General features: G+C 71.6%; 20 protein-coding genes and 2 pseudogenes. 11 read left to right on the forward strand and 11 right to left on the reverse strand.

All coding sequences use genetic code 11. The features are described from left to right. From BM076_RS36970 to BM076_RS34850, 6 genes and pseudogenes are all read left to right on the forward strand, one after another. Window positions 1–1,776 (forward strand): annotated as a pseudogene (locus BM076_RS36970) (hypothetical protein); the annotation flags it as partial. Continuing rightward, window positions 1,776–2,147, forward strand: a complete 372-nt coding sequence (locus BM076_RS34830; protein ID WP_093717787.1) for a hypothetical protein — start codon at window positions 1,776–1,778, stop codon at window positions 2,145–2,147. The pseudogene BM076_RS36970 and the gene BM076_RS34830, both read left to right, overlap by 1 nt. After that, on the forward strand, window positions 2,144–2,530 hold the full coding sequence (locus BM076_RS34835) for a hypothetical protein (protein ID WP_093717788.1): 387 nt from the start codon (window positions 2,144–2,146) through the stop codon (window positions 2,528–2,530). The genes BM076_RS34830 and BM076_RS34835 overlap by 4 nt, the downstream gene beginning before the upstream one ends. Window positions 2,531–2,656: 126 nt before the next feature. Beyond that, window positions 2,657–3,052 (forward strand): BlaI/MecI/CopY family transcriptional regulator, encoded by a 396-nt coding sequence (locus tag BM076_RS34840; RefSeq protein ID WP_093717789.1) that lies wholly within the window; start codon window positions 2,657–2,659, stop codon window positions 3,050–3,052. Window positions 3,053–3,061: 9 nt separating this feature from the next. Next, the gene (locus BM076_RS34845; RefSeq protein ID WP_093717790.1) at window positions 3,062–3,580 is read left to right on the forward strand and encodes an amino-acid N-acetyltransferase; all 519 of its coding nucleotides are present in this window, start codon (window positions 3,062–3,064) and stop codon (window positions 3,578–3,580) included. A 121-nt stretch (window positions 3,581–3,701) separates the two neighbouring features. Further along, the gene (locus BM076_RS34850; RefSeq protein WP_093717791.1) at window positions 3,702–4,046 is read left to right on the forward strand and encodes a histone-like nucleoid-structuring protein Lsr2; all 345 of its coding nucleotides are present in this window, start codon (window positions 3,702–3,704) and stop codon (window positions 4,044–4,046) included. Here the strand turns inward: BM076_RS34850 and BM076_RS34855 are convergent. Beyond that, window positions 3,977–4,561 (reverse strand): SCO3374 family protein, encoded by a 585-nt coding sequence (locus BM076_RS34855; protein WP_093717792.1) that lies wholly within the window; start codon window positions 4,559–4,561, stop codon window positions 3,977–3,979. The genes BM076_RS34850 and BM076_RS34855 overlap by 70 nt on opposite strands. 454 nt (window positions 4,562–5,015) lie before the next feature. On the opposite strand from BM076_RS34855, the gene BM076_RS34865 reads away from it, so the two are divergent. Both BM076_RS34865 and BM076_RS34870 read left to right on the forward strand, forming a co-directional pair. After that, window positions 5,016–7,535, forward strand: coding sequence for an ATP-dependent Clp protease ATP-binding subunit (locus BM076_RS34865; RefSeq protein ID WP_093717793.1), 2,520 nt, complete (start codon window positions 5,016–5,018; stop codon window positions 7,533–7,535). A gap of 497 nt (window positions 7,536–8,032) precedes the next feature. Next, window positions 8,033–8,791, forward strand: a complete 759-nt coding sequence (locus tag BM076_RS34870; protein ID WP_093717794.1) for a M23 family metallopeptidase — start codon at window positions 8,033–8,035, stop codon at window positions 8,789–8,791. Between the two features lie 65 nt (window positions 8,792–8,856). Here BM076_RS34870 and BM076_RS34875 read toward each other — a convergent pair whose 3' ends face one another. Beyond that, window positions 8,857–9,453: a TetR/AcrR family transcriptional regulator gene (locus BM076_RS34875; protein WP_093717795.1), complete on the reverse strand. Its 597-nt coding sequence runs from the start codon at window positions 9,451–9,453 to the stop codon at window positions 8,857–8,859. A 240-nt stretch (window positions 9,454–9,693) separates the two neighbouring features. Here BM076_RS34875 and BM076_RS34880 point away from each other — a divergent pair, with 240 nt between their 5' ends. Further along, a complete protein-coding gene (locus BM076_RS34880; RefSeq protein ID WP_093717796.1) occupies window positions 9,694–11,310 on the forward strand; it encodes an MDR family MFS transporter in 1,617 nt (538 codons plus the stop codon). 135 nt (window positions 11,311–11,445) lie between these two features. Here the strand turns inward: BM076_RS34880 and BM076_RS34885 are convergent, their stop codons facing one another. The 7 genes and pseudogenes from BM076_RS34885 to BM076_RS34915 all read right to left on the reverse strand — a co-directional run bounded on the left by BM076_RS34885 (window position 11,446) and on the right by BM076_RS34915 (window position 17,989). Further along, window positions 11,446–12,051 (reverse strand): TetR/AcrR family transcriptional regulator, encoded by a 606-nt coding sequence (locus BM076_RS34885; RefSeq protein WP_093717804.1) that lies wholly within the window; start codon window positions 12,049–12,051, stop codon window positions 11,446–11,448. Window positions 12,052–12,175: 124 nt separating this feature from the next. Then, complete coding sequence (locus BM076_RS34890; protein WP_093717797.1) at window positions 12,176–13,039, reverse strand: oxidoreductase; 864 nt, start codon at window positions 13,037–13,039, stop codon at window positions 12,176–12,178. A gap of 160 nt (window positions 13,040–13,199) precedes the next feature. After that, complete coding sequence (locus BM076_RS34895; protein ID WP_093717798.1) at window positions 13,200–14,531, reverse strand: sensor histidine kinase; 1,332 nt, start codon at window positions 14,529–14,531, stop codon at window positions 13,200–13,202. Window positions 14,532–14,551: 20 nt separating this feature from the next. Further along, the gene (gene cseB, locus BM076_RS34900; protein WP_093717799.1) at window positions 14,552–15,235 is read right to left on the reverse strand and encodes a two-component system response regulator CseB; all 684 of its coding nucleotides are present in this window, start codon (window positions 15,233–15,235) and stop codon (window positions 14,552–14,554) included. Window positions 15,236–15,239: 4 nt separating this feature from the next. Beyond that, window positions 15,240–16,010 carry a hypothetical protein gene (locus tag BM076_RS34905; protein ID WP_093717800.1) on the reverse strand — a complete coding sequence of 257 codons (771 nt, stop codon included), beginning with the start codon at window positions 16,008–16,010 and terminating at the stop codon, window positions 15,240–15,242. Window positions 16,011–16,299: 289 nt separating this feature from the next. After that, window positions 16,300–16,786 (reverse strand): annotated as a pseudogene (locus BM076_RS34910) (SigE family RNA polymerase sigma factor); the annotation flags it as partial. A 201-nt stretch (window positions 16,787–16,987) separates the two neighbouring features. After that, complete coding sequence (locus BM076_RS34915; protein ID WP_093717801.1) at window positions 16,988–17,989, reverse strand: HhH-GPD family protein; 1,002 nt, start codon at window positions 17,987–17,989, stop codon at window positions 16,988–16,990. A gap of 131 nt (window positions 17,990–18,120) precedes the next feature. On the opposite strand from BM076_RS34915, the gene BM076_RS34920 reads away from it, so the two are divergent. Next, window positions 18,121–18,993: a hypothetical protein gene (locus BM076_RS34920; protein WP_093717802.1), complete on the forward strand. Its 873-nt coding sequence runs from the start codon at window positions 18,121–18,123 to the stop codon at window positions 18,991–18,993. Between the two features lie 202 nt (window positions 18,994–19,195). On the opposite strand, the gene disA is transcribed toward BM076_RS34920, so the two are convergent. After that, window positions 19,196–20,356: a DNA integrity scanning diadenylate cyclase DisA gene (gene disA, locus BM076_RS34925; RefSeq protein WP_407640752.1), complete on the reverse strand. Its 1,161-nt coding sequence runs from the start codon at window positions 20,354–20,356 to the stop codon at window positions 19,196–19,198. Window positions 20,357–20,536: 180 nt separating this feature from the next. Continuing rightward, the gene (gene radA / locus BM076_RS34930; protein ID WP_093717803.1) at window positions 20,537–21,922 is read right to left on the reverse strand and encodes a DNA repair protein RadA; all 1,386 of its coding nucleotides are present in this window, start codon (window positions 21,920–21,922) and stop codon (window positions 20,537–20,539) included. Between the two features lie 246 nt (window positions 21,923–22,168). Between radA and BM076_RS38115 the strand changes: the two genes are divergently transcribed. After that, window positions 22,169–23,917 (forward strand): BACON domain-containing protein (locus BM076_RS38115; protein ID WP_177246770.1); only part of this gene is annotated, 1,749 nt, incomplete at its 3' end.

A 23,917-nucleotide genomic window follows, 5' to 3' on the forward strand; every position in this document is an offset into this window, starting at 1 on the left:
ACCGCCAACGCCAAGGCAGCCGAAGCCAAGGCCGACGCCGCCACCTCCCGCATCGAGGCCGACCAGGCCGCCGCCTCCGCGATCGAGACCGCCGGCTACGCCTACGCCACCGCGCAGGCCGCCGTCGCCGCCCGCGACTCCGCCGCACAAGTCGTCAAACCCGCCAACGACGCCATCGAACTCGGCTCCCCCTACGCCGAGACCGACGCCTCGGCAGGTCTGGCCGTCCTGACCGGACAGTCCTCCAAGACCCTCGCCGAACAACAGGCCGCCCTCGGCCAGGCCAAGGCCGACCAGGCCGCCAAAGCCTCCGCCCAGGCCGCCGCCCTCGCAGCCGCAGCCGACGCCGACGCCAAAGCCGCCGCCACCGCGGCAGCCGACGCCGCCGCCTCCGCCGCCAAAGCCCTGATCTCCCTCAACAAGGCCAGAGCCTCCGCGGCAGAAGCGGCCACCGCCGCCAAGGCCGCCGTCACCGCAGAACAGCACACCGTCACCTACAACCAGCAGGCCATCGACGACGCGGCAGCCGCCGCCGGCGCCTCCAGCACCGCCGCCGGCTACGCCACCGACGCCCGCGCCTCCGCCGACGCCGCAGAACAGGACGCCGCCTCCGCCCGCAACGCCGCCAGCGCCGCCGAAACCGACGCCGCCACCGCCCGCGGCCTCGCCGACCAAGCAGAAGCCGACGCCACCACCGCCGAACAAGCCGCAGCCAACGCCCAACAAGCGGCCAAGGACGCCCAGGACGCGGCGGCACGGACCGAAGCCGACAAGGACAACACCGATCTCGCGAATCAGATCGCGGCAAATCAGAACATCCTGACGTATTTCGAATTCAACGACAAAAGCCATATCGACCCGCTCAGCGACTGCGTGGGCACCGGTGGCTGCGACATCCGGCTCCACGTGCACCTGGAGGGCACGGTCTACTACCTGGCGATGTCGGACTGCCGTTACGACAGCGCGGACTCCTGCACCGGCACGTACTTCCCGCTGGGCAACGAGCCGTTCACGGCGGACTACGACATCACCAAGCACTTCAGCCAGCAGGAGCTGATGGCCGGGGCGATCAAGAACCTCTTCAAGATCATCACGCACGACTTCACCGAATGCGCCAAGGGCAAGGCGGGCAACTGCGCCATGGCCGCGGCCTGGTTCATCCCGCCGGAGCGGATGATCGAGGTCGGCCGGCTGGTGAACGCGGTCGAGGTCGCGATGCGCACCGGTGTCGACCTCGACGTCGCCATCGGGGCGTTCCGCGCGGCCGTCGACGCGGGCGACGTGGCGCCGCGCGCGATGACCACGATGATCGGGCACCTGGAGGACATCACCGGCCTGAAATTCGCCGGCACCCAGGCGGAGCAGATCGGCAAGCTCTCGCACGCCTTCGACCTGGGCTTCGACGCGGGACGCGGCTTCCGCACCGACGAGGCCGCCTCGGCGACCCTCTTCGAGGAGCAGTCCGGCGTCCGGCTCGGCCGGTACGACACGCCCGATCCGGTACCGGGCCAGCCGACCCCGCCCAACCCCGACTGGGTCGGCGCGGACGGCAAGACGTACGACGCCATGGGCCGCAACCTCACGCCGCAGCGCTTCGCCGACCACTGGGCGGGCAACGGCGGCGATCTGAAGGCGACCATCGCCAAGCACGTCAACAAGGCCGATGTCACGATCTTCGACGTGACGAATCTCGGTGCCTCGGACATCGCTACGCTCAGGGCCTACTACCAGGAAATGGGCTGGTCCAGCAGGGTCGCCTTCGTGGGAGCCCCGTGATGAGCAGGGACATCAGCGTCTCGGCGGAGTACATCTGGCCGTCGTCCACCGGTCTGCACGACTGGGTGGTCGAGCGGCTGCGCGAACGCGTCCCGGACCCGGCCGTGTGGGCGTACGCCGACAAGGCCGGCTTCGAGGTGCTGCACGACTTCCGGGTGCACGACCTCCCGGAACCGGGCCGCCACGCGGTCCTGGCCGTCCTCGCGGAGGAGATCCCGCAGGCGTACGGGGCCTGGGCGCGCGAGCGCTCGTCCTTGTCCGAGGGCCAGATCATGGGACTGGTCCACGACCTGGAGATCCTCGCCATGATGGCCGTCGAGGTGCGCAGGGAACTGGACGAGGGCGACGGCGGCGGGGGAGGCGGGGCGTGAAGTCCTTCAGCGTCTCCGTCTCGCCCGAGTACGGCTGGCTGATGTACCACGGCGGCGAGCCGATGTTCGACCTCATGCTCGACGTCCTGCGGGCACATGTGCCGGGTCCGGCCGAGCTGACGGTCGTGCCGAGGGACATCGACGCCCCCGGCGGGACCGGCCGCCACCTCAACCTGCTCACGCTCCCGCCCGACCAGTACCGGGCCGCCCTCGGCGCGCTCGCCGAGCAGGCCGTACCCGCGGCCCGCGCGGCGCTGTACGGCGGCGGGCTGTCCACCGCGTACGAGAAGAGCGGCGGCTCCGGTGACGGGCGCGTCCCGGCGCTGGGCGACATGAAGACCGTCGCCCTCATCGCCAGAAACGTCCTGGCCCGCAGCGGCTGACACATCGCGGCCGCGTAATGCGGACGCCAATTAATAGGACCGGTGTGCGGCGCCCACAAGGCACCGCACACCGGTCCGCGCTGTTTGGTCCCGATTGGCACCGCGCAAGCCGCTAGTATCCGAAATGTGCCCCGACCATTGGGAGACCTCGAAGACGCCGTCATGACCAGGGTGTGGGAGTGGAACCGCCCGGTCACGGTTCGTGAGGTACTGGAGGATCTGTCACGGGATCGATCCATCGCCTACACAACTGTGATGACCGTAATGGACAACCTGCGCCAGAAGGGCTGGCTCCGGCGTGAGGAGGAAGGCCGCGCTTATCGTTATGAGGCCGTTTCGACGCGCGCCGCATACTCGGCCGCACTGATGAACGAAGCGTGGTCCGCGAGCGACAACCCGGCGGCCGCCCTCGTCCACTTCTTCGGCATGATGACCCCGGAACAGCGTGAAGCGGTCCGTGACGCATTGCGCATCATCCAGTCCGTCGACCCCTCCGGTCCGGCGGAAGCCGAAGGGCGATAGCGTCCGCACATGCCCCTCATGTCGAATGACGTCACCATCCGCCGGGCGCGCACCGCCGATGTCCCGGCCCTACGGGCGCTGCTGGACTCCTATGTCCGTGACAGCATCCTGCTCGACAAGCCCACGGTGACCCTTTATGAGGACATCCAGGAGTTCTGGGTCGCCGAACGCGACGAGGACGCGAGCGTGGTCGCCTGCGGCGCGCTGCACGTCATGTGGGAGGACCTGGCCGAGGTCAGGACGCTGGCGGTGCACCCGGGGTTGCGTGGCAAGGGTGTCGGGCACCAGTTGCTGGCGAAGTTGCTGCACACGGCACGCTGGCTGGGAGTCCGCCGAATTTTCTGCCTCACCTTCGAAGTGGACTTCTTCGCGAAGCACGGCTTCGTGGAGATCGGCGAGACGCCCGTCGACGGTGATGTCTTCGGCGAGCTGCTGCGTTCCAATGACGAGGGTGTCGCGGAGTTCCTCGACCTGGAGCGAGTGAAACCGAACACCTTGGGCAACAGCCGCATGCTGCTGCAACTCTGACCGTACCGGTTTGTCCGGATCGCGCTGCCCCGCGGGTGCCCGTACGTGCAAGGGGTTTGTGTTTTTCCCGCAAAGGCGCTTTGCTTTTACTGCTAATCCGTTTTCGATGAAAGGGAAGCCGGTGGCTCAGAAGGTCCAGGTTCTTCTTGTTGACGACCTCGATGGCGGCGAGGCGGACGAGACCGTCACGTTCGCTCTCGACGGTGTGACCTACGAGATCGACCTCACCACTGCGAATGCCGACAAGCTTCGCGGGCTGCTCAACCCGTACACGGACAGTGGCCGTCGTACCGGCGGGCGGGCCGGGCGCGGACGCACCAAGGCGGTCCGCAGCAGCGGCGGCGGCGCTTCCGGCCCGGACACCGCGAAGATCCGTGCGTGGGCCAAGGAGAAGGGCTACGAGGTCAACGACCGCGGCCGCGTTCCGGCGACCATCCGTGAGGCGTACGAGAAGGCCCACGGCTGATCCTGGTCACGCGTCCGCAGCGTGATCCGGTGGCAGGCCGTCGCAAGGGCGGCCACCAGCGCAGCAAGCCCGATGGGTACCCCCGTTCCATCGGCTTCGCCCGCCACACGCAGCGCGGGCACGCTGGACTCCACCTCGCAGCCGGGCCGGGGAGGCCGCAGCCACACCGGCGCGGACCGGTCGAACGCGGCCTCCCGCCGGCCCCAGTCGGGATGCGCCGGCGCCCGCAGCACGGCGCCGGACCCCAACGCCGTCAGATCCAGCGGGATACCGCCCCACTCCAGCCATTCGAGCAGCCCCGGCAGCTCCTCGGCGGAGCCGGCGGCCACCAGCAGCGCGATCCGGTGGCCGTCCAGCGCCACCGGCCCCAGCAGACCCGGCCGCGGAAAGCGGTTCAGCATCGCGAAGCCCGCCTCCGCGGGCACGTCGAGCGCGTCGAACCGCACCCCGGTGACCAGTCCCGGCGGCAGCGTCCCGGTGGTCGGCCACCCCAGCTCGTCCTCGTACCAGCCCATGCCGTGTGCAACTGTCCGGCGCGGCCGGGGTTACGGCGGCGGTCACGTACCGTCGATGCGTGAACACGTTCGGTGTCGGCCGGGCGTGGGCGCGACGGCGGTGCGGGCGTCCGGGACGGCGCAAGGTTGTTCGCCCGTAGCGCACTCGCAACACGCTTTCGGCATGGAGTGTCAGGGGCAGAGGGTAGGAAGTACCTAGTGGGAAGGGCTGGTGTTCGAGCAGGACGTGGGCGCGTTCGCCACGGGCGTACTTGATAAAGGGGTATTCGCCTGGCCTGCGGGAACATCGTCTCGCACCATCGAGGTTGTGTGAGTGACGTCAGCCGGTAGCGCAGCTTTCCCCGCGGCAACGGGGATGGATACGTGAGCGGCGCCGCTGTGCGGGACTAGCATGCGGAAGGACAGGGAGGGGACCGACCCCTCACTGCCCGACCGCTCTGAGGAGCGATTAACGATGTTCGAGAGGTTCACCGACCGCGCGCGGCGGGTTGTCGTCCTGGCTCAGGAAGAAGCCCGGATGCTCAACCACAACTACATCGGCACCGAGCACATCCTCCTGGGCCTGATCCACGAGGGTGAGGGTGTCGCCGCTAAGGCCTTGGAGAGCCTCGGGATTTCTCTTGAGGCGGTCCGCCAGCAGGTGGAGGAGATCATCGGCCAGGGCCAGCAGGCCCCGTCCGGCCACATCCCCTTCACGCCCCGGGCCAAGAAGGTCCTGGAGCTGTCGCTCCGCGAGGCTCTTCAGCTCGGCCACAACTACATCGGCACCGAGCACATCCTGCTCGGCCTGATCCGCGAGGGCGAGGGCGTCGCCGCCCAGGTCCTGGTGAAGCTGGGCGCCGATCTCAACCGGGTCAGGCAGCAGGTCATCCAGCTGCTGTCCGGCTACTCCGGCGGGAAGGAGTCGGCCACGGCCGGCGGGCCGGCCGAGGGCACCCCCTCGACCTCGCTCGTCCTGGACCAGTTCGGCCGCAATCTGACCCAGGCCGCTCGTGAGACCAAACTCGACCCGGTCATCGGGCGCGAGAAGGAGATCGAGCGGGTCATGCAGGTGCTGTCCCGCCGCACCAAGAACAACCCGGTCCTCATCGGCGAGCCCGGCGTCGGCAAGACCGCCGTCGTCGAGGGACTGGCGCAGGCCATCGTCAAGGGCGAGGTCCCGGAGACGCTGAAGGACAAGCAGCTCTACACGCTGGACCTCGGCGCCCTGGTGGCCGGCTCCCGGTACCGCGGTGACTTCGAGGAGCGCCTGAAGAAGGTGCTCAAGGAGATCCGCACCCGCGGCGACATCATCCTGTTCATCGACGAGCTGCACACCCTGGTGGGTGCCGGCGCCGCCGAGGGCGCGATCGACGCCGCCTCCATCCTCAAGCCGATGCTGGCCCGCGGTGAGCTGCAGACCATCGGCGCCACCACGCTGGACGAGTACCGCAAGTACCTGGAGAAGGACGCGGCCCTCGAGCGCCGCTTCCAGCCCATCCAGGTCGCGGAGCCGTCGCTCCAGCACACCATCGAGATCCTCAAGGGCCTGCGCGACCGGTACGAGGCGCACCACCGGGTGTCCATCACGGACTCCGCCCTGGTGGCCGCCGCGACGCTGGCCGACCGCTACATCTCGGACCGCTTCCTGCCGGACAAGGCGATCGACCTGATCGACGAGGCCGGCTCCCGGATGCGCATCCGCCGGATGACCGCGCCGCCGGACCTGCGCGAGTTCGACGAGAAGATTGCCGACGTGCGCCGCGAGAAGGAGTCCGCGATCGACTCGCAGGACTTCGAGAAGGCGGCCTCGCTCCGGGACAACGAGAAGCAACTCCTCGCCGCGAAGACCAAGCGCGAGAAGGAGTGGAAGGCCGGCGACATGGACGTCGTCGCCGAGGTCGACGACGACCTGATCGCCGAGGTGCTCGCCACGGCGACCGGCATCCCGGTCTTCAAGCTGACCGAGGAGGAGTCCTCCCGGCTGCTGCGCATGGAGGACGAGCTGCACAAGCGCGTCATCGGTCAGAAGGACGCCGTCAAGGCGCTCTCCAAGGCCATCCGGCGTACGCGTGCGGGTCTGAAGGACCCCAAGCGCCCCGGCGGCTCGTTCATCTTCGCCGGCCCGTCCGGCGTCGGTAAGACCGAGCTGTCCAAGGCGCTGGCGGAGTTCCTCTTCGGCGACGAGGACGCGCTGATCGCCCTCGACATGTCGGAGTTCAGCGAGAAGCACACCGTCTCGCGGCTCTTCGGCTCGCCCCCCGGCTACGTCGGGTACGAGGAGGGCGGCCAGCTCACCGAGAAGGTGCGCCGCAAGCCGTTCTCCGTCGTCCTCTTCGACGAGGTCGAGAAGGCCCACCCGGACATCTTCAACTCGCTGCTGCAGATCCTGGAGGACGGCCGGCTGACCGACTCCCAGGGCCGGGTCGTGGACTTCAAGAACACGGTGATCATCATGACCACCAACCTCGGCACCCGGGACATCTCCAAGGGCTTCAACCTGGGCTTCGCCGCCCAGGGCGACACGAAGTCCAACTACGAGCGGATGAAGAACAAGGTCAGCGACGAGCTGAAGCAGCACTTCCGCCCCGAGTTCCTCAACCGTGTGGACGACGTCATCGTCTTCCCGCAGCTCACCGAGGAGGACATCCTCCAGATCGTCGACCTCATGATCAGCCGGGTCGACGAGCGGCTGCGCGACCGCGACATGGGCATCGAGCTCAGCTCCGAGGCCAAGTCGCTGCTCTCCAAGCGCGGCTACGACCCCGTGCTGGGCGCCCGGCCGCTGCGCCGGACGATCCAGCGCGAGATCGAGGACTCGCTCTCCGAGAAGATCCTCTTCGGCGAGCTGCGCCCCGGTCACATCGTCGTGGTCGACGTCGAGGGCGAGGGCGAGACGGCGAAGTTCACCTTCCGCGGCGAGGAGAAGGTCACCGTGGCCGACGCCCCGCCGGTCGAGACGGCCAGCGGGCCGAATCTGACGAAGGAGGCGTAACGCCTCCGGCGCGGTAGCGCCGCCGTAAGGGGCCGGGCCCCGGACCAGATTTTCTGGTCCGGGGCCCGGCCCCTTTTTTCGGCACGGCGCCCGGCCGAAAAAAAGGGGGTCTTTGGTCCTGGGGGAATGGGGCGGATCCTATGGCGGGGTGATGTGCCCCATGTGACGCGGGCCACTTACTAAGGGAAATAGTGGGGGGTTCGCGGGGTGGGCGGCGGGGGCGGGGTGCGCACAGGGTGGGGACAGGGAAGCGAAGGCGTTGAGGGCCTGATGCCCGTTTTGGTGGGGGATGGGACATCGGTCAAGCCTGGCAATTGCGGATAAAAGGGACACGCCGAGGAGGGAAAGGGAGCCACGGCGTCTACGGCCGGGCTTAGTAAGTGGGGTCCTTGTGGTCCGGCGGAATGCCGCGTTACCAAGGATGGGCAACGAGCCGCAGTCGGATGTTTCGGATCTCCGGACCTGTTGCTCCCCCCATTCAGTGAGGTTGTTTCTCCATGCGCAAGAACTCGACGATGAACCGTGCCCCGAAGTCCGTCACCCGTGGCCGCGCCGCAGTGGTCGTGGGCGGACTGGTCGCGGCGCTCGCGCTGGGCTCGACGGCGGCGCTCGCCGCCGACGCGCAGCACGAGGGGTTCCTCGCCGCCGGGACGGCGAGCAGCATCTCCGACGTGATGCAGAAGCAGGCCGACGGCCAGAAGGCCGCGGTCGCGAAGGCGAAGGCGGACGCCGCCAAGGCGAAGGCCGCCGCCGCGAAGAAGAAGGCCGCCGAGCAGGCGAAGGCCAAGGCCGCCGCCGAGGCCAAGAAGCGCGCCGCCGCGAAGGCCGCCGCCGACCGCAAGGCGCGCGGGCTGACCTGGGAGACCCCGGTCGCCAAGTACGTGATCGGCGCGGGCTACGCGCAGGCCGGCCCGCACTGGGCGCACACCCACTCCGGCCAGGACTTCGTCGTGCCGAGCGGCACGAGCGTGCGCGCCGCGCACACCGGCACCGTCGTCGAGGCGGGCTGGGGCGGCGCCTACGGCAACAACATCGTGATCAAGAACGGCAACAAGCTGTACTCGCAGTACGGCCACCTGTCGCACATCGGCGTGCACATCGGCCAGAAGGTCGTCACCGGCCAGGAGATCGGCAAGTCCGGCTCCACCGGCAACTCGACAGGACCCCACCTGCACTTCGAGATCCGCACCACCCCGTACTACGGCTCCTCCGTCGAGCCGCTGCACTTCCTGCGGACGCACGGCGTGCACGTCTGATCCGCAGCGACACCGGCACAAGGGCAGGAACCGCGGCGGCGGCCGTCAACCGACGGCCGCCGCTGTCACCCGTTCGGGATCTCCGCCAGTGCCGCCTCGGCCTCCGCCTGGGCGACCAGGTCGAGCGCCACATCGAGGATCGCGGCGCGCTTGGCGGCCGGATCGCCCTCGATGTTCTGCATCGCGAACATCCCCGCGTGCATCGAGAAGAGCGCCGTCATGCACCGCACCTGCGCGGGCAGCGGCCAGTCCGGCTCCTTCAGCAGCCCGTTCAGCGTGGTGATCTTGCCCTTGAAGGACTCGCCGATGCTCAGCTCGCGCACGGTCGCCTGGTTCTCCTGGAAGAACCGGAAGAGCGCCTCGGCGCCCCACAGCGCCTCGCTGTAGCGGCGCAGCATCTCCTGCTTGGTGGCCAGCGTGCGCGGCTGCTGCTCGCCCCAGGCGATCACCGCGTCGACCGGCTTGGACAGGTCCTGCGCGATGCTGATGAGGATGTCTTCCTTGGTCTTGAAGTGGTAGTAGAGCGCGGCCTTGGTGACGTCCAGATGCTCGGCGATCTCGCGCAGCGAGGTCTTCTCGTAGCCCCGCTCGGCGAAGAGTTCGAGGGCGACGTCCTGGATACGGCGGCGGGTGTCGCCGCGTCGGGTCTGCGCTGTGACCATGGCTGTGCACTCCTGCTGCGCTCGCGTCGGACCGACAAGGAGCCCGACCGGCTTGACGGGCCGTACGGGGCATCACGGTACGGCCTTGGTCAAACCTTACGCACTTACTTGACGCCCGGCTAGTAAGAGACGTACCTTTCCACCGTACCTAAGCTAGCCGGGCGGCAAGTAAGCAGCGCGATCCAGGATCGCGGCACACATGCTGGAGAACCGCCCTCACCGGGGGAGGAATTCACCGCCATGTCCCAGACCGAAGCCACGGCCGAAGAGGCCGGGAAGGCCCAGAAGGCCACGGACGCCGAGAAGGCCGGACCGCGGCAGCGCAGCGTGCGCGTCGTGATGGTCGGCCTGATGACCGCCCTGCTGCTCGCGATGCTCGACAACATGATCGTCGGCACCGCGATGCCGACCATCGTCGGCGAGCTGGGCGGCCTCAACCACCTCTCGTGGGTCGTCACCGCCTACACCCTGGCCACCGCCGCCTCCACCCCGATCTGGGGCAAGCTCGGCGACATGTACGGCCGCAAGGGGATCTTCCTCACGTCGATCGTGCTGTTCCTGTTCGGCTCCGCGCTGTCCGGCATGTCGCAGTCCATGGACCAGCTGATCAGCTTCCGCGCCGTCCAGGGCCTGGGCGCCGGCGGTCTGATGGTCGGCGTGATGGCGATCATCGGCGAGCTGATCCCGCCGCGCGAGCGCGGCAAGTACCAGGGCCTGATGGCCGGTGTCATGGCCGTCGCCATGATCGGCGGACCGCTGGTCGGCGGCTCCATCACCGACAACTGGGGCTGGCGCTGGAGCTTCTACATCAACCTGCCGATCGGTGTGATCGCCCTCGCGATGGTCACCATCGTGCTGCACCTGCCCAAGAAGCGGGTCCAGGGCCGGATCGACTACCTCGGCGCGGCCCTGCTCACCGTCGCGATCACCTCGCTGGTGCTGCTGACCACCTGGGGCGGTACGCAGTACGCCTGGGGCTCCGCGCAGATCATCGGTCTGCTGGTGCTGGGCCTGGCCGCGCTCGCCGCCTTCCTGTGGGCCGAGACCCGCGCCGCCGAGCCGGTGCTGCCGCTGCGCATCTTCCGCAGCGCCAACTTCTCGCTGATCTCGCTGGTCGCCTTCATCGTCGGCTTCACGATGTTCGGCGCGATGACCTTCCTGCCGCTGTTCCAGCAGACCGTCCAGGGCGCCTCGGCGACCAACTCCGGCCTCCTCCTGCTGCCGCTGCTGCTGGCGATGCTCGTGGTCTCGATGGTCGCGGGACGGATCACCACCTCCACCGGCAAGTACAAGATCTTCCCGCTGGTGGGCGGCGCGCTGATGACCGTCGGCCTGTTCCTGCTGTCCACCATGGACGTGCACACCAGCCGCTTCACCTCCGGCCTCTACATGGCCGTGCTGGGCGCAGGCATGGGCTTCATCATGCAGATCACGATGCTGATCGCGCAGAACAGCGTCGAGATGAAGGACATCGGCGTCGGCTCGTCCTCGTCCACGCTCTTCCGGACGATCGGCGGCTCCTTCGGTGTCTCGCTCTTCGGCGCGCTGTTCTCGCACCAGGTCACGCACGGCATGTCGGCCAGCGCGGCGGGGGCCTCGGCCACCAAGGCCGGCGCGCAGCTCGACCCGGCGACGATCGCCAAGCTGCCGGCGGCGGTGAAGGACGCGTACTTCCACGCGGTGGCCGACGGCACGCACACCGTCTTCCTGTGGGGCGCGATCATCAGCGTCATCGGCTTCGCCGCCGCCTGGTTCATCACCGAGACCCCGCTGCGGTCCGCCGCCCCGAAGGCCGCGGACGCCGGCGAGGGTGAGGGCGAGGGCGAGCAGGCGCCGGTCCTGGCCGACGCGATCTGAGACCGCTGCTCCCGGCCCGTACGGACCGGACCGTACGACCCCGGCGCCCGGGAACGCGGGCGCCGGATCCGGGACCGACGGTGGCCCGTCCCCTTCCCCCGAGGGGCGGGCCACCGCCGTGTCCGGGGCCGGGTCTCAGGCCAGCCCGGCCGCGCGCAGCCACAGATACGCGCACGCGTCCGAGGCGCGCTCCAGCTCCGCCGCCGAGACCAGCGAGGCGCGGTAGAAGCTGCGCTCGATCATCCAGCACAGCGGCGGCGCCATCCCGCCCGCCTGCCGCGGCCCGTCGCCCGGCTCGACCCCGGCCCGTTCCAGGACGCGGGCGATCGCGGCCACGAACAGCTCGGCCGTACGGTCCCACAGCCGCCCGATCTCCGGGACGGCCGCCGCGAGGTCCACGGCGGTACGGATCACCAGGCCGTGCTCCAGCCAGAGGCCGACCGTGCGGCGCATCGCGGTGTCCACCGCCTCGCGCGGGTCGTCGGCCTCGTGCGCGGTGCGCGACTTCTCCCACAACTCGGCCACCGTACGGGCCACCAGCGCGGTGACGATCTCCTGCTTGGACCCGAAGTAGAAGTACAGCGCGCCCCGCGTGATCCCCGCGCCCGCCGCCACATCGGCCACGGTCAGCGCCTCGTACCCCTTCTCGCCGAGCAGCCGCTCGGCGGTCTCCAGGATCGCCTTCTCCCGCAGGTCCCCCTTGCGGGGCGCGGGGGACCGGCGCCGCGGCGACCGGGACACGGCGCCCCCGGCCGACCCCACGGCCGACCCGGCCGACCCGTCCGCGTCTCCGGCCGGCGTCCCGGCGCCTCCGTCCGATCCTTCGGCGGGTCCGGCAGCCGTCACGGCGTGGCTCCTTCGCGGCTCAGGTCCCGGACAGCTGGGCGCCGTCGGGGAAATCGGTGCTGCGGGACAGTGTCTCCCAGGCGGTGATGTCCGCGTCGACGGCCCGGCGGGCCGCGCCGACCAGGCGCAGCGCGTCGGAGCCGAGCACCAGGTGGGCGGGGGCGTCGGGGCGGCCCGCGACGGCGAGGACGGCCTGCGCGGCCTTGGCGGGGTCGCCGAGCTGGCGGCCACTGGCCGCCAGCCGGGCCTCGCGGATCGGCCCGAACAGCTCGTCGTAGTCGGTGACCGAGCGCCCGGCCCGGGTCATCGAGCGGCCCGCCCAGTCGGTGCGGAAGGAGCCCGGCTCGATCGCCGTCACCTTGACCCCGAAGCCCGCCACCTCCTTGCCGAGTGCCTCCAGCATGCCCTCCAGGGCGAATTTGGAGCCGCAGTACGCCGACATGCCCGGCACCGCCATGAGCCCGCCCATCGAGGTCACCGCCATCAGATGACCGGCCCGGCGCCGCCGCATGGACGGCAGCGCGGCCTGGAGGGTGGCCGCGGCCCCGAAGACGTTCGTGGCGAACTGCGCCCGCACCTCGGCCATCGGCGTCTCCTCGAAGACCCCCTCCAGGCCGTACCCGGCGTTGGCGATCACCACGTCCAGCGGGCCCGCCGCCTCCTCCACACCGTCGACCACCGCCCGTACGGCGTCGTCGTCCGTCACGTCCAGCAGCCGCCCGAGCGCCCGTCCGGGACCGCCCGCGGAGGCGGACGCCTCGAAGGCCGCCAGATCCTCCGGCCTGCGCACCGTGCCGGCCACCGTGTGCCCGGCGGCCAGCGCCCCGTGCGCGAACGCCCTGCCCAGGCCGCTGCTGACCCCGGTGATGAGCCAGTTCCCCATGGTCCGGCCCCTTTCTGCGTCGTGCGGGCGCACCGCCCGCGATCCGTCGTCGGCTCCCCGTCCCCCCTCTAATCTACATAGTGTCGATTTTTCTCGCCATACCGCAGATTAAGTGCGGGCGCACGCGTGCCCACGGCCGTACGAAGGGTGGATCACGCTCTCAGCGCGGCAGCAGCAGTTGCGCGACGGCGCCGCCGCCGTCCTCTTCCGGGGCGTTGCGGAAGGTCAGCCGGGCGCCCAGCACCCGGGCCTGGCCGGTGGCGATGGTCAGCCCGAGCCCGTGCCCGCCGCCCGACCGCGCCGCAGAACCCGTACGGAAGCGCAGCGGGCCCTCCCGCAGCAGATCGGCGGGGAACCCCGGCCCGTGGTCGCGGACCCGCAGATACGGGCCGTCCACGACCACCTCGACGGCGCCGCCGCCGTGCCGGGCCGCGTTCGCCAGCAGATTGCCGAGGATCCGCTCCAGGCGGCGCGGATCGGTGGGCACCACGGCCTCCTCGGCGACCGTCACCGTCGCGTCCGGCGCCAGCACCCGCACCCGGCGGCGGACGAACTCGCCCAGCGCCACCTCCTGGAGGTCCGCCTGCTCGGCGGCGCCGTCGAGCCTGGCCACCTCCAGCACGTCCTCGACCAGCGTGCGCAGCGCGTGCACCCGGTCCCGTACCAGCTCCGACGGGCGGCCGGGCGGCAGCAGTTCGGCCGCGGTGACCAGGCCGGTCACCGGCGTGCGCAGCTCGTGCGCGATATCGGCCGTCACCCGCCGCTCGGCCTCAAGGCGCAGCTGGAGCGCGTCCGCCATGGCGTCCACGGCGCGCGCCAGCTCGTCGGTCTCGTCCCGTACGCGCCGCCCGCCGATCGCCTCCCGCACCCGTACCTCGGTGTCGCCGTCCGCGACCTTGCGGGCCGCGACCGCCGCCTTGCCCAGCCGCCGCGACATCCGGCCGCCGATCAGCACACCGATCGCGGTGCCGCCGAGGACGACGGCCAGCGAACCGGCCACCAGCGCCTGGTCGAGGTCGACCAGCACCGAGTAGCGGTCGGTGAAACCGGTCTTCAGCGACAGCACCCGGCCGTCGGCGGCGGGCGTCTCCGCCCACACCGTCGGGGAGCCGCCGGAGTCGTCCACATAGGTGGCGCGCTGGCCCTTGGCGGCGTACGCCTTCAGCTCCTTCGGCAGGTCCGGGTCGTCGATCCTGGCGTAGAAGACGAGGCGGCCGGTCGTCTCGTAGATCCGCAGCGCGGACTGGACGCGTTCGTCCTGCACGTCCCGGGTGCTGTTGATCATGCTGACCCGGGCGGCGTTGTGCACGACCAGGCTCAGCGCGAGCGCGACCAGCGCGGACACCACGGCGATGGCCGCGCTGATCTTCCAGCGCAGGCCGGCCCGCGGCAGCCGGGACGGAAAGCGCGCGGACCGGCCGCGGCGCGGCAGCAGGGGACGCGCGGACGGCACGCGGCGCGACGGCCGGGACGGAAAGCGTGCGGACGGCATGGGAGGCGGAACCCGGGCCCTCAGGCCCGCAGCTTGTAGCCGAAGCCGCGCACGGTCTCCAGCCGGTCCTGGCCGATCTTGGCGCGCAGCCGCTGCACATGGACGTCCACGACGCGGGTGTCGCCGCCCCACTCGTAGTCCCAGACCCGCTGCAGCAGCCGGTCGCGGGAGAGCACCGTGCCCGGCGCGCCCGCGAATTCCAGCAGCAGCCGCATCTCGGTCGGCGTCAGCGCCAGCCGCTCACCGCCCCGGGTGACCTCCATGCCCTCCGGGTCGATCTCGATGTCGCCGAAGGACAGCTGCGGCGCGCCGTCGCGGTCCTCGTCCCCGCCGGCCGCCCGGAAGCGGCGCAGCACCGCGCGGATCCTGGCCACCAGCACCGCGCCGTCGAACGGCTTGGTCACGTAGTCGTCGGCCCCGGCCTCCAGGCCGAGCACGATGTCGATCGCGTCGGCCCGCGCCGACACCATGATCACCGGCACCGTCGACTCGTCCCTGATCCGGCGGCACAGCGACACCCCGTCAAGGCCCGGCACCATCACGTCGAGCAGCGCCAGGTCCGGCCGCCGCCCGCGGAAGGCCGCGAGCCCTTCGAGGCCGTCGGGCGCCGCCGTGACCTCGAAGCCGTCGCGCTCCAGCGCGAGCGTCGTCGCCTCGCGGATGACGTCGTCGTCCTCGACGAACAGGACATGAGTGGCGGCCACCGGACTATTGTCCCGTTCCGTGCCGGACGGCGTCGCCGCCCCCCGACATGCGCGGCGGCGTCGTCGTGTCGTCGGCGTCCGGTGTGGCGCTCTGCGAGGGCGTGACCGTCTCGCCGGAGGGCACGCCCGGGTCCACCGGGTCGGACTTCGGCAGCGGCGCCGGGTCGGTCGAGGTCGGCTCGGGCGACACCGTCGGTGTCTGCGCGCCGAAGTCGGAGAAGTCCCGGGCGACCTCCACGAAGCGCTGGTCGCGCCAGGCGTAGGTGACCGACTCCTGGCCGGTCGGGTACGAGACCGGGTCGTCGGTCCTGTACACCTCGTGGATGATCTGCAGCTGACCGTCGTCGACGCTGCCGTAGACCGGCGGCTGCTCGTCCGCGAACACGTTCTGGTATTTGCCGTCGACCATCCGGTAGACGTACGCGGCGATGCCGAGGCCGTCGCCGCAGGTCGTCACATTGATCACCAGGTCCGGGCCGTCGCCGGAGGTGAGATCGCCCGAGTCGGTGTCCATCGGGTAGCCGGCGCCCGCGCACGGCGTCAGGTCCTCGCGGACGTCCGCGCTGACGCTGGTGTCCTTGCGGACCATGGTGGCCAGCGCCACCTGGTCGGCGACGATCGCCGGCGCGGCGGCGCGGGAGGTGGCCTTCGTACTGGCGGCGACCGGCGCCGGGCCCTCGCGCCGGGCGCCGGTGGCGTTCGTACCGCAGCCCGCGACGACGACGCACGCGCACACGAGCGCGCCCGTCGTGACGGTCGAGGCTACGCGGCCCACACGCCCTCCATGCTTTCCCTCGGTGCCGGGACCCGGGGCTCGCGGCCGTTCCGCGCGCCCGGCCGGGCCGGTCCGGTCGCCGTGCCGGTGGTTCCTGTCGTGCCGGTGGTTTCTGTCGTTCCGATGGCCGGCCCGGTCGTTCCGGTCGGTCCGGTCGCCGTCCCGGTGGTCGGTCCGGCGGCTGCTCCGGTTGTCGTTCCGCTTGCCGGCCGGGGCCGCCCGGCCGGGGTGGTCGGGTCGGTCGGTCCGGTCGTGCCGTCCTGCTCCGTACGGTGGTAGCCGTAGCGGCCGTGCTCCAGCTCGAACCGCAGCCGGGCCAGCGCCCGGTGCAGGGTGCTCTTCACCGTACCTGTCGACATGCCCAGCGCGAGCGCCGTCTCCTGCGTCGAGAGCTGACCGTAGTGCCGCAGCATCACGACCTGCCGCTGCTTGGGCGCGAGCACGTTCATCGCGTCGAGCAGCATCTCCCGGTCGGCGCGCTGCTCGCTGCCGTCGTCCACACTGGCGTCCGGCAGCTCACCGGTGGGCACTTCCTCCAGCTTCCGGTTGCGCCACCACTCGGTCCGGGTGTTGATCATCACCCGGCGCATGTACGCGTCCGCCAGCGTCTTGTCGGCGATGTCCTCCCAGCGCGGATACGTGCGCACCAGCGCGGTCTGCACCAGGTCCTGGGCGTCCACCGGGTTGGGCACCAGGCGGCGGGCACTGCGCAGCAGGGCGTCCTGCCGGGTCCGTACGTACTCCTCGAACCCCAGTACCTCGCCGTTCCCCGCCATGGCCTACTCCGTCCGTCCCTGCTGCCGCTGTCGTCGTCGTACCTGCCGACAGCCCAGAAATTACGGAGCGGATGTTGGGCTTTCGCGACCGCGAGCGCACAGCGACCTCACAGCAACCCATCGGTTGTGTAACGGCCGGGATATTCGGTGCGAAAGGGGAGATAGGGGGACGGGGGCGGTCGGGCGTTCAGCCCGTACGGGTCACGCCGGCAGCCGGTACACGCCGTCGGCCAGCGGCTCCACGAGACCGTCCTCGACCAGGCCGTCCAGCGCCCGCGCCCGCTGCACCGGCTCGTGCCACACCGCGTCCAGCGCGGCCTGCGGCACAGGACCGGCCGACGCGCGCAGCACCGCCAGCAGCCGGCCGCGCACCTGCCGGTCGGTCCCGGCGTACGACTGGCCGCGGCGCGGCGGCCCGTCGTGCGCGGGCGACCCCGCCAGACGCCACGCGCAGTGCGCCGCGATCGGGCAGCGCCCGCACTCGGGGGAGCGCGCGGTGCACACCAGCGCGCCCAGCTCCATCGTGGCCGCCGCCCAGCGCGCCGCGACCGCCTCGTCCGCCGGGAGCAGCGCCTGCGCCGTCCGCCGCTCGGCGGCCGTCGTGGCGTTCGGCGGATACGCCGTGCCGCTCACCGCCCGCGCGAACACCCGCCGCACATTGGTGTCCAGCACGATGTGCCGCTGCCCGTACGCGAAGGACGCGACGGCCGCCGCCGTGTACTCCCCGACCCCGGGCAGTGCCAGCAACTGCGCGTGGTCGCGCGGGACTTCACCGCCGTGCTGGGCCGCTATGGCGGTCGCCGCCGCGTGCAGCCGCAGCGCCCGGCGCGGATAGCCGAGCCGCCCCCACGCCCGGACCGCCTCGCCCGGGGACTCCGCCGCCAGGTCCGCGGGGCGCGGCCAGCGCGCCAGCCACTCCTGGTGCACGGGCAGCACCCGCACGACCGGCGTCTGCTGGAGCATGAACTCGCTGACCATCACCGACCACGCGCCCGCGTCCGGCCGCCGCCAGGGCAGATCACGGGCGTGCTCGCCGAACCAGTCGATCACCGGGTCGTGCAACGCGTCCCCGCCGAGCCGGGACACGGCGGGGGAGGGGCTCGCCGAGTGACGTGCGGACTGGCTCACGGGGCGGCTCGCGGACTGGCTCGCGGAGGGGCTTGCGGAAGCGTCACGGGAAGCGTCACGGATGTCGGTGCTCATGTCGCAAGCGATCCTCGCACACGCCACGGACAGCGACCGGCCGTCCCGGTAAACGTGATGATCGGCAAAGAGCGGCGTCCGAGCGGCGGGTGTTGCGGCGAGGCGCGGGTGATCTCCCCTAGAGTTCGGGTGTGGGCTCGTTGCGCAATCCCGTGGGACCTCTGCCGTCGACCATCTACTGGCGGCGGCGGGCCGTTGCGCTGTGCATCCTCGCCCTCGTCGCCCTGCTGGTCTTCTGGGCCGTCAACTCCGGTGGCGGAGGCGGCGGCAGCGGCAACAACGGGTCGAAGGGCGGCCATACGCCCGTCTCGACGATCACGCCGGGCCCCGACCCGACCGGCACCCATATCACCGGACGCCCCGGCGGCCGTGACACCTCCGGCGGCTCCTCGTCCTCCGGCGGTTCGTCGGGCACCACCTCGGGCAGTACGTCTGGCGGCGGCGACAACGGCGGCTCCGGCAGCGGCGGTTCGGCCGGCACCGGCGACACGTCGGGCGGCTCCTCGTCCTCCGGCGGCACCGGCACCACCGCCGGTGCCACGTCCGGCGGCTCCACCAGCGGCGGTTCCGGCGGCCAACTCCCCGTCGGCTCCACGCTGCCCGACTGCTCGCCCGGCTCGGTGCAGCTCTCCCTGAAGAGCAGGAGCAATTCCTACGCGCCCGGTGAGACGCCCACCTTCGAGCTGCGCGCCACCAACTCCGGGGCCGTCTCCTGCAAGGTCGACTTCGGGCCGAAGAAGGCGGTCTTCACGATCTCGGCCGCCGCCGGCGACGCGCACACCTGGGCGTCCGACGACTGCCCGAAGCCCGGCTCCGGCTCCTACCTCCTCCAGGTCCCGGCCCACAGCTCCACCGTCTACACCCTCCGCTGGGACGGCCGCACCAGCTCTCCTGCCTGCGGCACGCCTCGCGGTACGACGGCTGCCCCCGGCACCTACCTGGTCCAGGCCCAGCTCGCCGGCTACGGCACGAAGCAGGTCTCCTTCGTCCTGTCCCAGGATTAAGGGTTACGGCGGGTTCGGGGACTGATCCCCGTCGCCCACCTGCGGACGCGCTGTGGCTTGTCGCGCAGTTCCCCGCGCCCCTGAAGGAACCGTCTCTCCGCAGACGCACCGCGAAGCGTGGGCCCAGCGTCAGATGCTGGAGGAACTGCGCGCCAGCCCAAGCGCGTCCGCAGACGAATCCGCGCCCACCGAGGCGTAAGCCTCAGACGTACCGTTCGAGGATCGACGACTCGGCGAGGCGGGAGAGACCCTCGCGGACCGACCGGGCGCGGGCCTCGCCCACACCGTCCACGGTCTGGAGGTCGTCGACGCTCGCGGCGAGCAACTTCTGGAGTCCGCCGAAGTGTTCGACGAGCCGCTCGATGACGGTGTTGGGCAGCCGCGGCACCTTGGCGAGCAGCCGGTAACCGCGCGGCGAGACGGCCGAGTCGAGGGACTCGGGGGAGCCGGTGTATCCCAAGGCACGGGCCACGGTGGTGAGTTCGATCAGCTCGCTCTGCGGCAGCGAATCCAGCTCGGCCATCGCCTCGCCGACCGTACGGCTCCGCTTGGCGGTGGGCTCGGGCACGTAGTCCCGGGCGACGAGTTCCCGCTCCGGCTCGACGCCGGCGATCAACTCGTCCAACTGGAGGGCGAGCAGCCGCCCGTCGGTGCCCAACTCGATGACGTACTCGGCGATTTCGGTGGCGATCCGCCGCACCATCTCCAGCCGCTGGGCGACGGCGGTGACGTCCCGCACCGTCACCAGATCCTCGATCTCCAGCGCGGACAGCGTGCCCGCCACCTCGTCCAGGCGGAGCTTGTACCGCTCCAGGGTGGCCAGCGCCTGGTTGGCGCGGGACAGGATCGCGGCGGAGTCCTCAAGGACCCGCCGCTGCCCGTCCACGTAGAGGGCGATCAGCCGCATCGACTGGCTGACCGAGACCACGGGGAAGCCGACCTGCTTGCTGACCCTGTCGGCGGTGCGGTGCCGGGTACCGGTCTCCTCGGTGGGGATCGTCGGATCCGGCACGAGCTGCACGCCCGCCCGCAGGATCTTCGTCATGTCCTTGTCGAGGACCAGCGCGCCGTCCAGCTTGCACAGCTCGCGCAGCCGGGTCGCGGTGAATTCCACGTCCATCACGAAGCCGCCGGAGCACAGCGACTCGACGGTCTTGTCCATGCCCAGCACGATGAGGCCACCTGTGTTGCCGCGCAGGATGCGCTCCAGGCCGTCACGGAGCGAGGTGCCCGGCGCGACCGCGCTCAAAGAGGCGCGCATCAGCCCGCCGTCGGCGCCGAACACCCCGCCGGACCTGCCGGGGGAGTCACTCGATGCCTTGCGGGCCGGGGGAGGGCTCCCTGCCCGGTCATTGGCTGCCACTCTGCAATCCTCCGGTCGCTACGGATGCCCAATGGGCGAGACCAGGGCAAAGTTTACGGCTTCCGGACGGGGCGGCGCGGGCCGGACGGCTCCTCCGGGCGACGCGGACGGCTCTCACGGGCGGCGCGTACGGCTCCCACGCGCCCCCCGTACGGCTCCTCCGGACGGCCCGGACCGGCCCTAGGAGCGTGCGACGCGCTTCGGGAGGGCCCGCAGAGCGTCCCCTATGTCCGCCACTTCCACCACTTTCATCCCGGCGGGCACCTTGCCCGGGTCCGGCGGTACGAGGGCGTGGGTGAAGCCGAGCCTGGCCGCCTCCGACAGCCGGCGCTGCACCCCGGTGACCCGGCGCACCTCACCGGCCAGGCCGACCTCGCCGATCGCGACCAGGTTCTTCGGCAGCGGGGTGTCGATGGCGGCGCTGGCGAGCGCGAGCGCGACCGCGAGGTCGGCGGCCGGCTCGGTGAGCTTCACGCCGCCGACGGTCGCGGTGTAGATGTCCTGCTTGCCGATGGCCTTGATCCGGCCGCGCTGTTCGAGCACCGCGAGCATCATCGAGACGCGGGAATTCTCCAGTCCCGACGTGGTGCGCCGGGGCGAGGGGATCTGGGTGTCGACGGTCAGCGCCTGCACCTCGGCGACCAGCGGGCGGCGGCCCTCCAGGGTGACGGTCAGACAGGTGCCGGGCACCGGTTCGTCGCGCCGGGTGAGGAAGAGGCCGGACGGATCGGCCAGGCCGGTGATGCCCTCGTCGTGCAGTTCGAAGCAGCCGACCTCGTCGGTGGCGCCGTAACGGTTCTTGACGCCGCGGATCAGCCGCAGCCGGGCGTGCCGGTCGCCCTCGAAGCTGAGCACCACGTCGACCAGGTGCTCCAGCAGCCGCGGTCCGGCGATCGAGCCGTCCTTGGTGACGTGGCCGACCAGGATCGTGGACATCCCACGGTCCTTGGAGGCCCTGATCAGGGCGCCCGCGACCTCGCGGATCTGCGCGGTGCCGCCGGGCGCGCCGTCCAGTTCCGCGGAGGCGACGGTCTGGACGGAGTCCAGCACCAGCAGCGACGGCTTCACGTCGTCCAGATGGCCGAGGACGGCCGCCAGATCCGTCTCGGCGGCCAGATACAGGTGGTCGGCGAGCGCGCCGATCCGGTCCGCGCGCAGCCTGACCTGGGACGCGGACTCCTCGCCCGTCACGTACAGCGTCGGCCCCTGCGCGCCGGACGCCTTCGCGGCGACGTCCAGCAGCAGCGTGGACTTGCCGACGCCCGGCTCGCCCGCGAGCAGCACGACGGCGCCCGGGACGAGGCCGCCGCCGAGCACCCGGTCCAGCTCCGGCACGCCCGTGGAACGGGCGGTGGCCTGCCGCCCGTCGACCTGGCCGATCGGGCGGGCGGGCGCGGTGACCCGGCCGGGCGCGGTGGTGCGGACGGCGGGCGCGCCGCCGATCTCCTCGACCGTCCCCCACGCCTGGCACTCGCCGCACCGGCCCAGCCACTTGAGCGCCGTCCAGCCGCATTCGGTGCAGCGGTAGGAGGGACGGTCCTTCGACGCGGGTTTACGGGCAGCCATGCGGCCAACCGTAGCGGGAGGGTCCGACAACGCGGCCGGGTCCGCCACATGACCGCCCGCACGTGTGCGGGGCGGCCGTGGGGGCGCTCAAGGGGGCGTGCGGCACGGGCTTCGAGCGCACGCGCGCGCCTTCACTCGTACGAATGACTGAGGTGTCCCCTTTTGGGCCGCATCAGCACCCATAAGGATTAATGCACGCCAGGAGAGCTGAACCAGGGGCCGCTACGGGCCTACCGTCGCCCGGTGATGAGCAGGCAGGAGACCCCCACCCAGAACCAGACGACCGGCGCGCACCGCAAGCACCGCGCGCCGGCCGGCCGGGCCGCCCGGCAGGAGGCGGTCCCCAAGGACGTGCCGGCGGGCGGTGAGCCGCGCACCGAAGGTTCCCGCGCGGCCCGCAGGGACACCTCCCGCGCGGACACGCCGCGCAAGGCCGGCCGCAAGGATTCCCGCACGGACTCCCGGAAGGATTCCCGCAAGGAAGCCGGCCCCCGCACGGCGCAGCACGGCAGCGGCAGCCGACGCCGCCCGCACGGCACGCTCCCGATGCAGCCGCCCTCCCACTACGAGCCGTATCTGGACGGCCTGTTCACGTACTGCCTGTCCATCCTGTGCGAGCACGACGCGGCCGCCGCCGCCCTCGGCGAGGTGCTGGCGCTCGCCGAACGCCAGCGCGGCCACCTGCGCGACCCCCGCCAGCGCCGCCCCTGGCTGTACGCGCTGGCCCGCTGGACCTGCCTGCGCCGGCTCGCCGCCGGGCCGCCCGACATGCCGAGCACCTCGGCCGCCGTCGCCGAGCAGCGCAACGCCCAACTCGCCGCGCTCGCCTGGCCGGAGGCCGCCGGCACCACCCCCGAGCAGCGCGAGGCCCTGGAGCTCGCGGTACGCCACCAGCTGCCGCCGGTCGAAGTCGCCGCCGTCCTCGGCATCGACGCCGACACCGCGCGCGGCCTGCTCGCCCGCGCCGCCTGCGAGGTCGAGCGCACCCGTACCGCGCTGTCCGTCGTGGACACCGGACACTGCGCGGCGCTCGCCCAACTCGCCGGCGAGACCAAGGTGTTGCTCGGCACGGCACTGCGCACCGAACTCGTCCGGCACGTCGACGACTGCCCCGTCTGCCGCCGTACCGCCGAACGCGTCGTGGCCTCGGGGCCCTGGCCGGGCGCGGCGGGCGCCGGCGCCACCGCCGTCCTCGCCCTCATCGAGGCCCCGCGCTCGGCCGCCTACGCGGCCCTGCTGCACGCCATGGACGCCGGCGCCGGACGCTCCCGCGACGCCACCCCGCGCTTCGACCGGCGCGGCTTCCCGATGGACCTCAAGGACCGCGCCGCCCGCCGCGCCCAGATCCGGCACCGCGCCGTGACCAGTACGGTCGTGGCCGCGGTCGTCGCCGCCCCGGTCCTCGCCCTGTGGGCCGCCTACCACGGCTCCCCGCTCGGCGGCGACGCGCCCGGCAGCCGTACGGCGGCCAGCGAACCGGACGGCCCCGGCGACGTCTACCAGGAGGCGGGCAGCTCCCGCCGGGCCGACGGCCCCAAGCACACCGGCGGTACGGACACCCCGTCGCCGGTCCTCACCACCACCGTCTCGACCGACCCCACCGCCTCCGGCAGCCCCACCTCACCGGGCGGCGGCACCCTCACCGTCGCCGCGACCGGCACCACCGTCACCCTGACCGCGGGCGGCAGCGCGCCCGTGCACTGGTCGGCGACCAGCGACGCCTACTGGATCCGGCTCTCCGCCACCAGCGGCGACCTCCAGCCAGGAGAATCGGTCATCCTCCGGCTCTCCGTCGTCCGTTCCCTGGAGCCTTCCGGCTCCTGGACCGCCCGGATCGCCTTCTCCCCGGCGCACGCCACCGTCATCCTCCGCGGCTCCTCCACCCGCTCGGTCCCGCCACCCGCCTCCGGCGACCCGACGGACCCCGGCGACCCGACGGACACCCCGACCACCCCGCCACCCAGCTCGGACCCGCCGACCTCCCCACCCCCGACC

Origin of the sequence: Actinacidiphila alni (genome assembly GCF_900112845.1) — a bacterium.
Classification (GTDB): domain Bacteria; phylum Actinomycetota; class Actinomycetes; order Streptomycetales; family Streptomycetaceae; genus Actinacidiphila; species Actinacidiphila alni.

Bases quoted from the DNA above. Each gene is read 5' to 3' on its own strand.
- BM076_RS34830 (WP_093717787.1), top strand. From the start codon at position 1,776: ATGAGCAGGGACATCAGCGTCTCGGCGGAGTACATCTGGCCGTCGTCC.
- BM076_RS34845 (WP_093717790.1), top strand. From the start codon at position 3,062: ATGCCCCTCATGTCGAATGACGTCACCATCCGCCGGGCGCGCACCGCC.
- BM076_RS34855 (WP_093717792.1), bottom strand. From the start codon at position 4,561: ATGGGCTGGTACGAGGACGAGCTGGGGTGGCCGACCACCGGGACGCTG.
- BM076_RS34865 (WP_093717793.1), top strand. From the start codon at position 5,016: ATGTTCGAGAGGTTCACCGACCGCGCGCGGCGGGTTGTCGTCCTGGCT.
- BM076_RS34870 (WP_093717794.1), top strand. From the start codon at position 8,033: ATGCGCAAGAACTCGACGATGAACCGTGCCCCGAAGTCCGTCACCCGT.
- BM076_RS34875 (WP_093717795.1), bottom strand. From the start codon at position 9,453: ATGGTCACAGCGCAGACCCGACGCGGCGACACCCGCCGCCGTATCCAG.
- BM076_RS34880 (WP_093717796.1), top strand. From the start codon at position 9,694: ATGTCCCAGACCGAAGCCACGGCCGAAGAGGCCGGGAAGGCCCAGAAG.
- BM076_RS34890 (WP_093717797.1), bottom strand. From the start codon at position 13,039: ATGGGGAACTGGCTCATCACCGGGGTCAGCAGCGGCCTGGGCAGGGCG.
- BM076_RS34895 (WP_093717798.1), bottom strand. From the start codon at position 14,531: ATGCCGTCCGCACGCTTTCCGTCCCGGCCGTCGCGCCGCGTGCCGTCC.
- BM076_RS34915 (WP_093717801.1), bottom strand. From the start codon at position 17,989: ATGAGCACCGACATCCGTGACGCTTCCCGTGACGCTTCCGCAAGCCCC.
- radA (WP_093717803.1), bottom strand. From the start codon at position 21,922: ATGGCTGCCCGTAAACCCGCGTCGAAGGACCGTCCCTCCTACCGCTGC.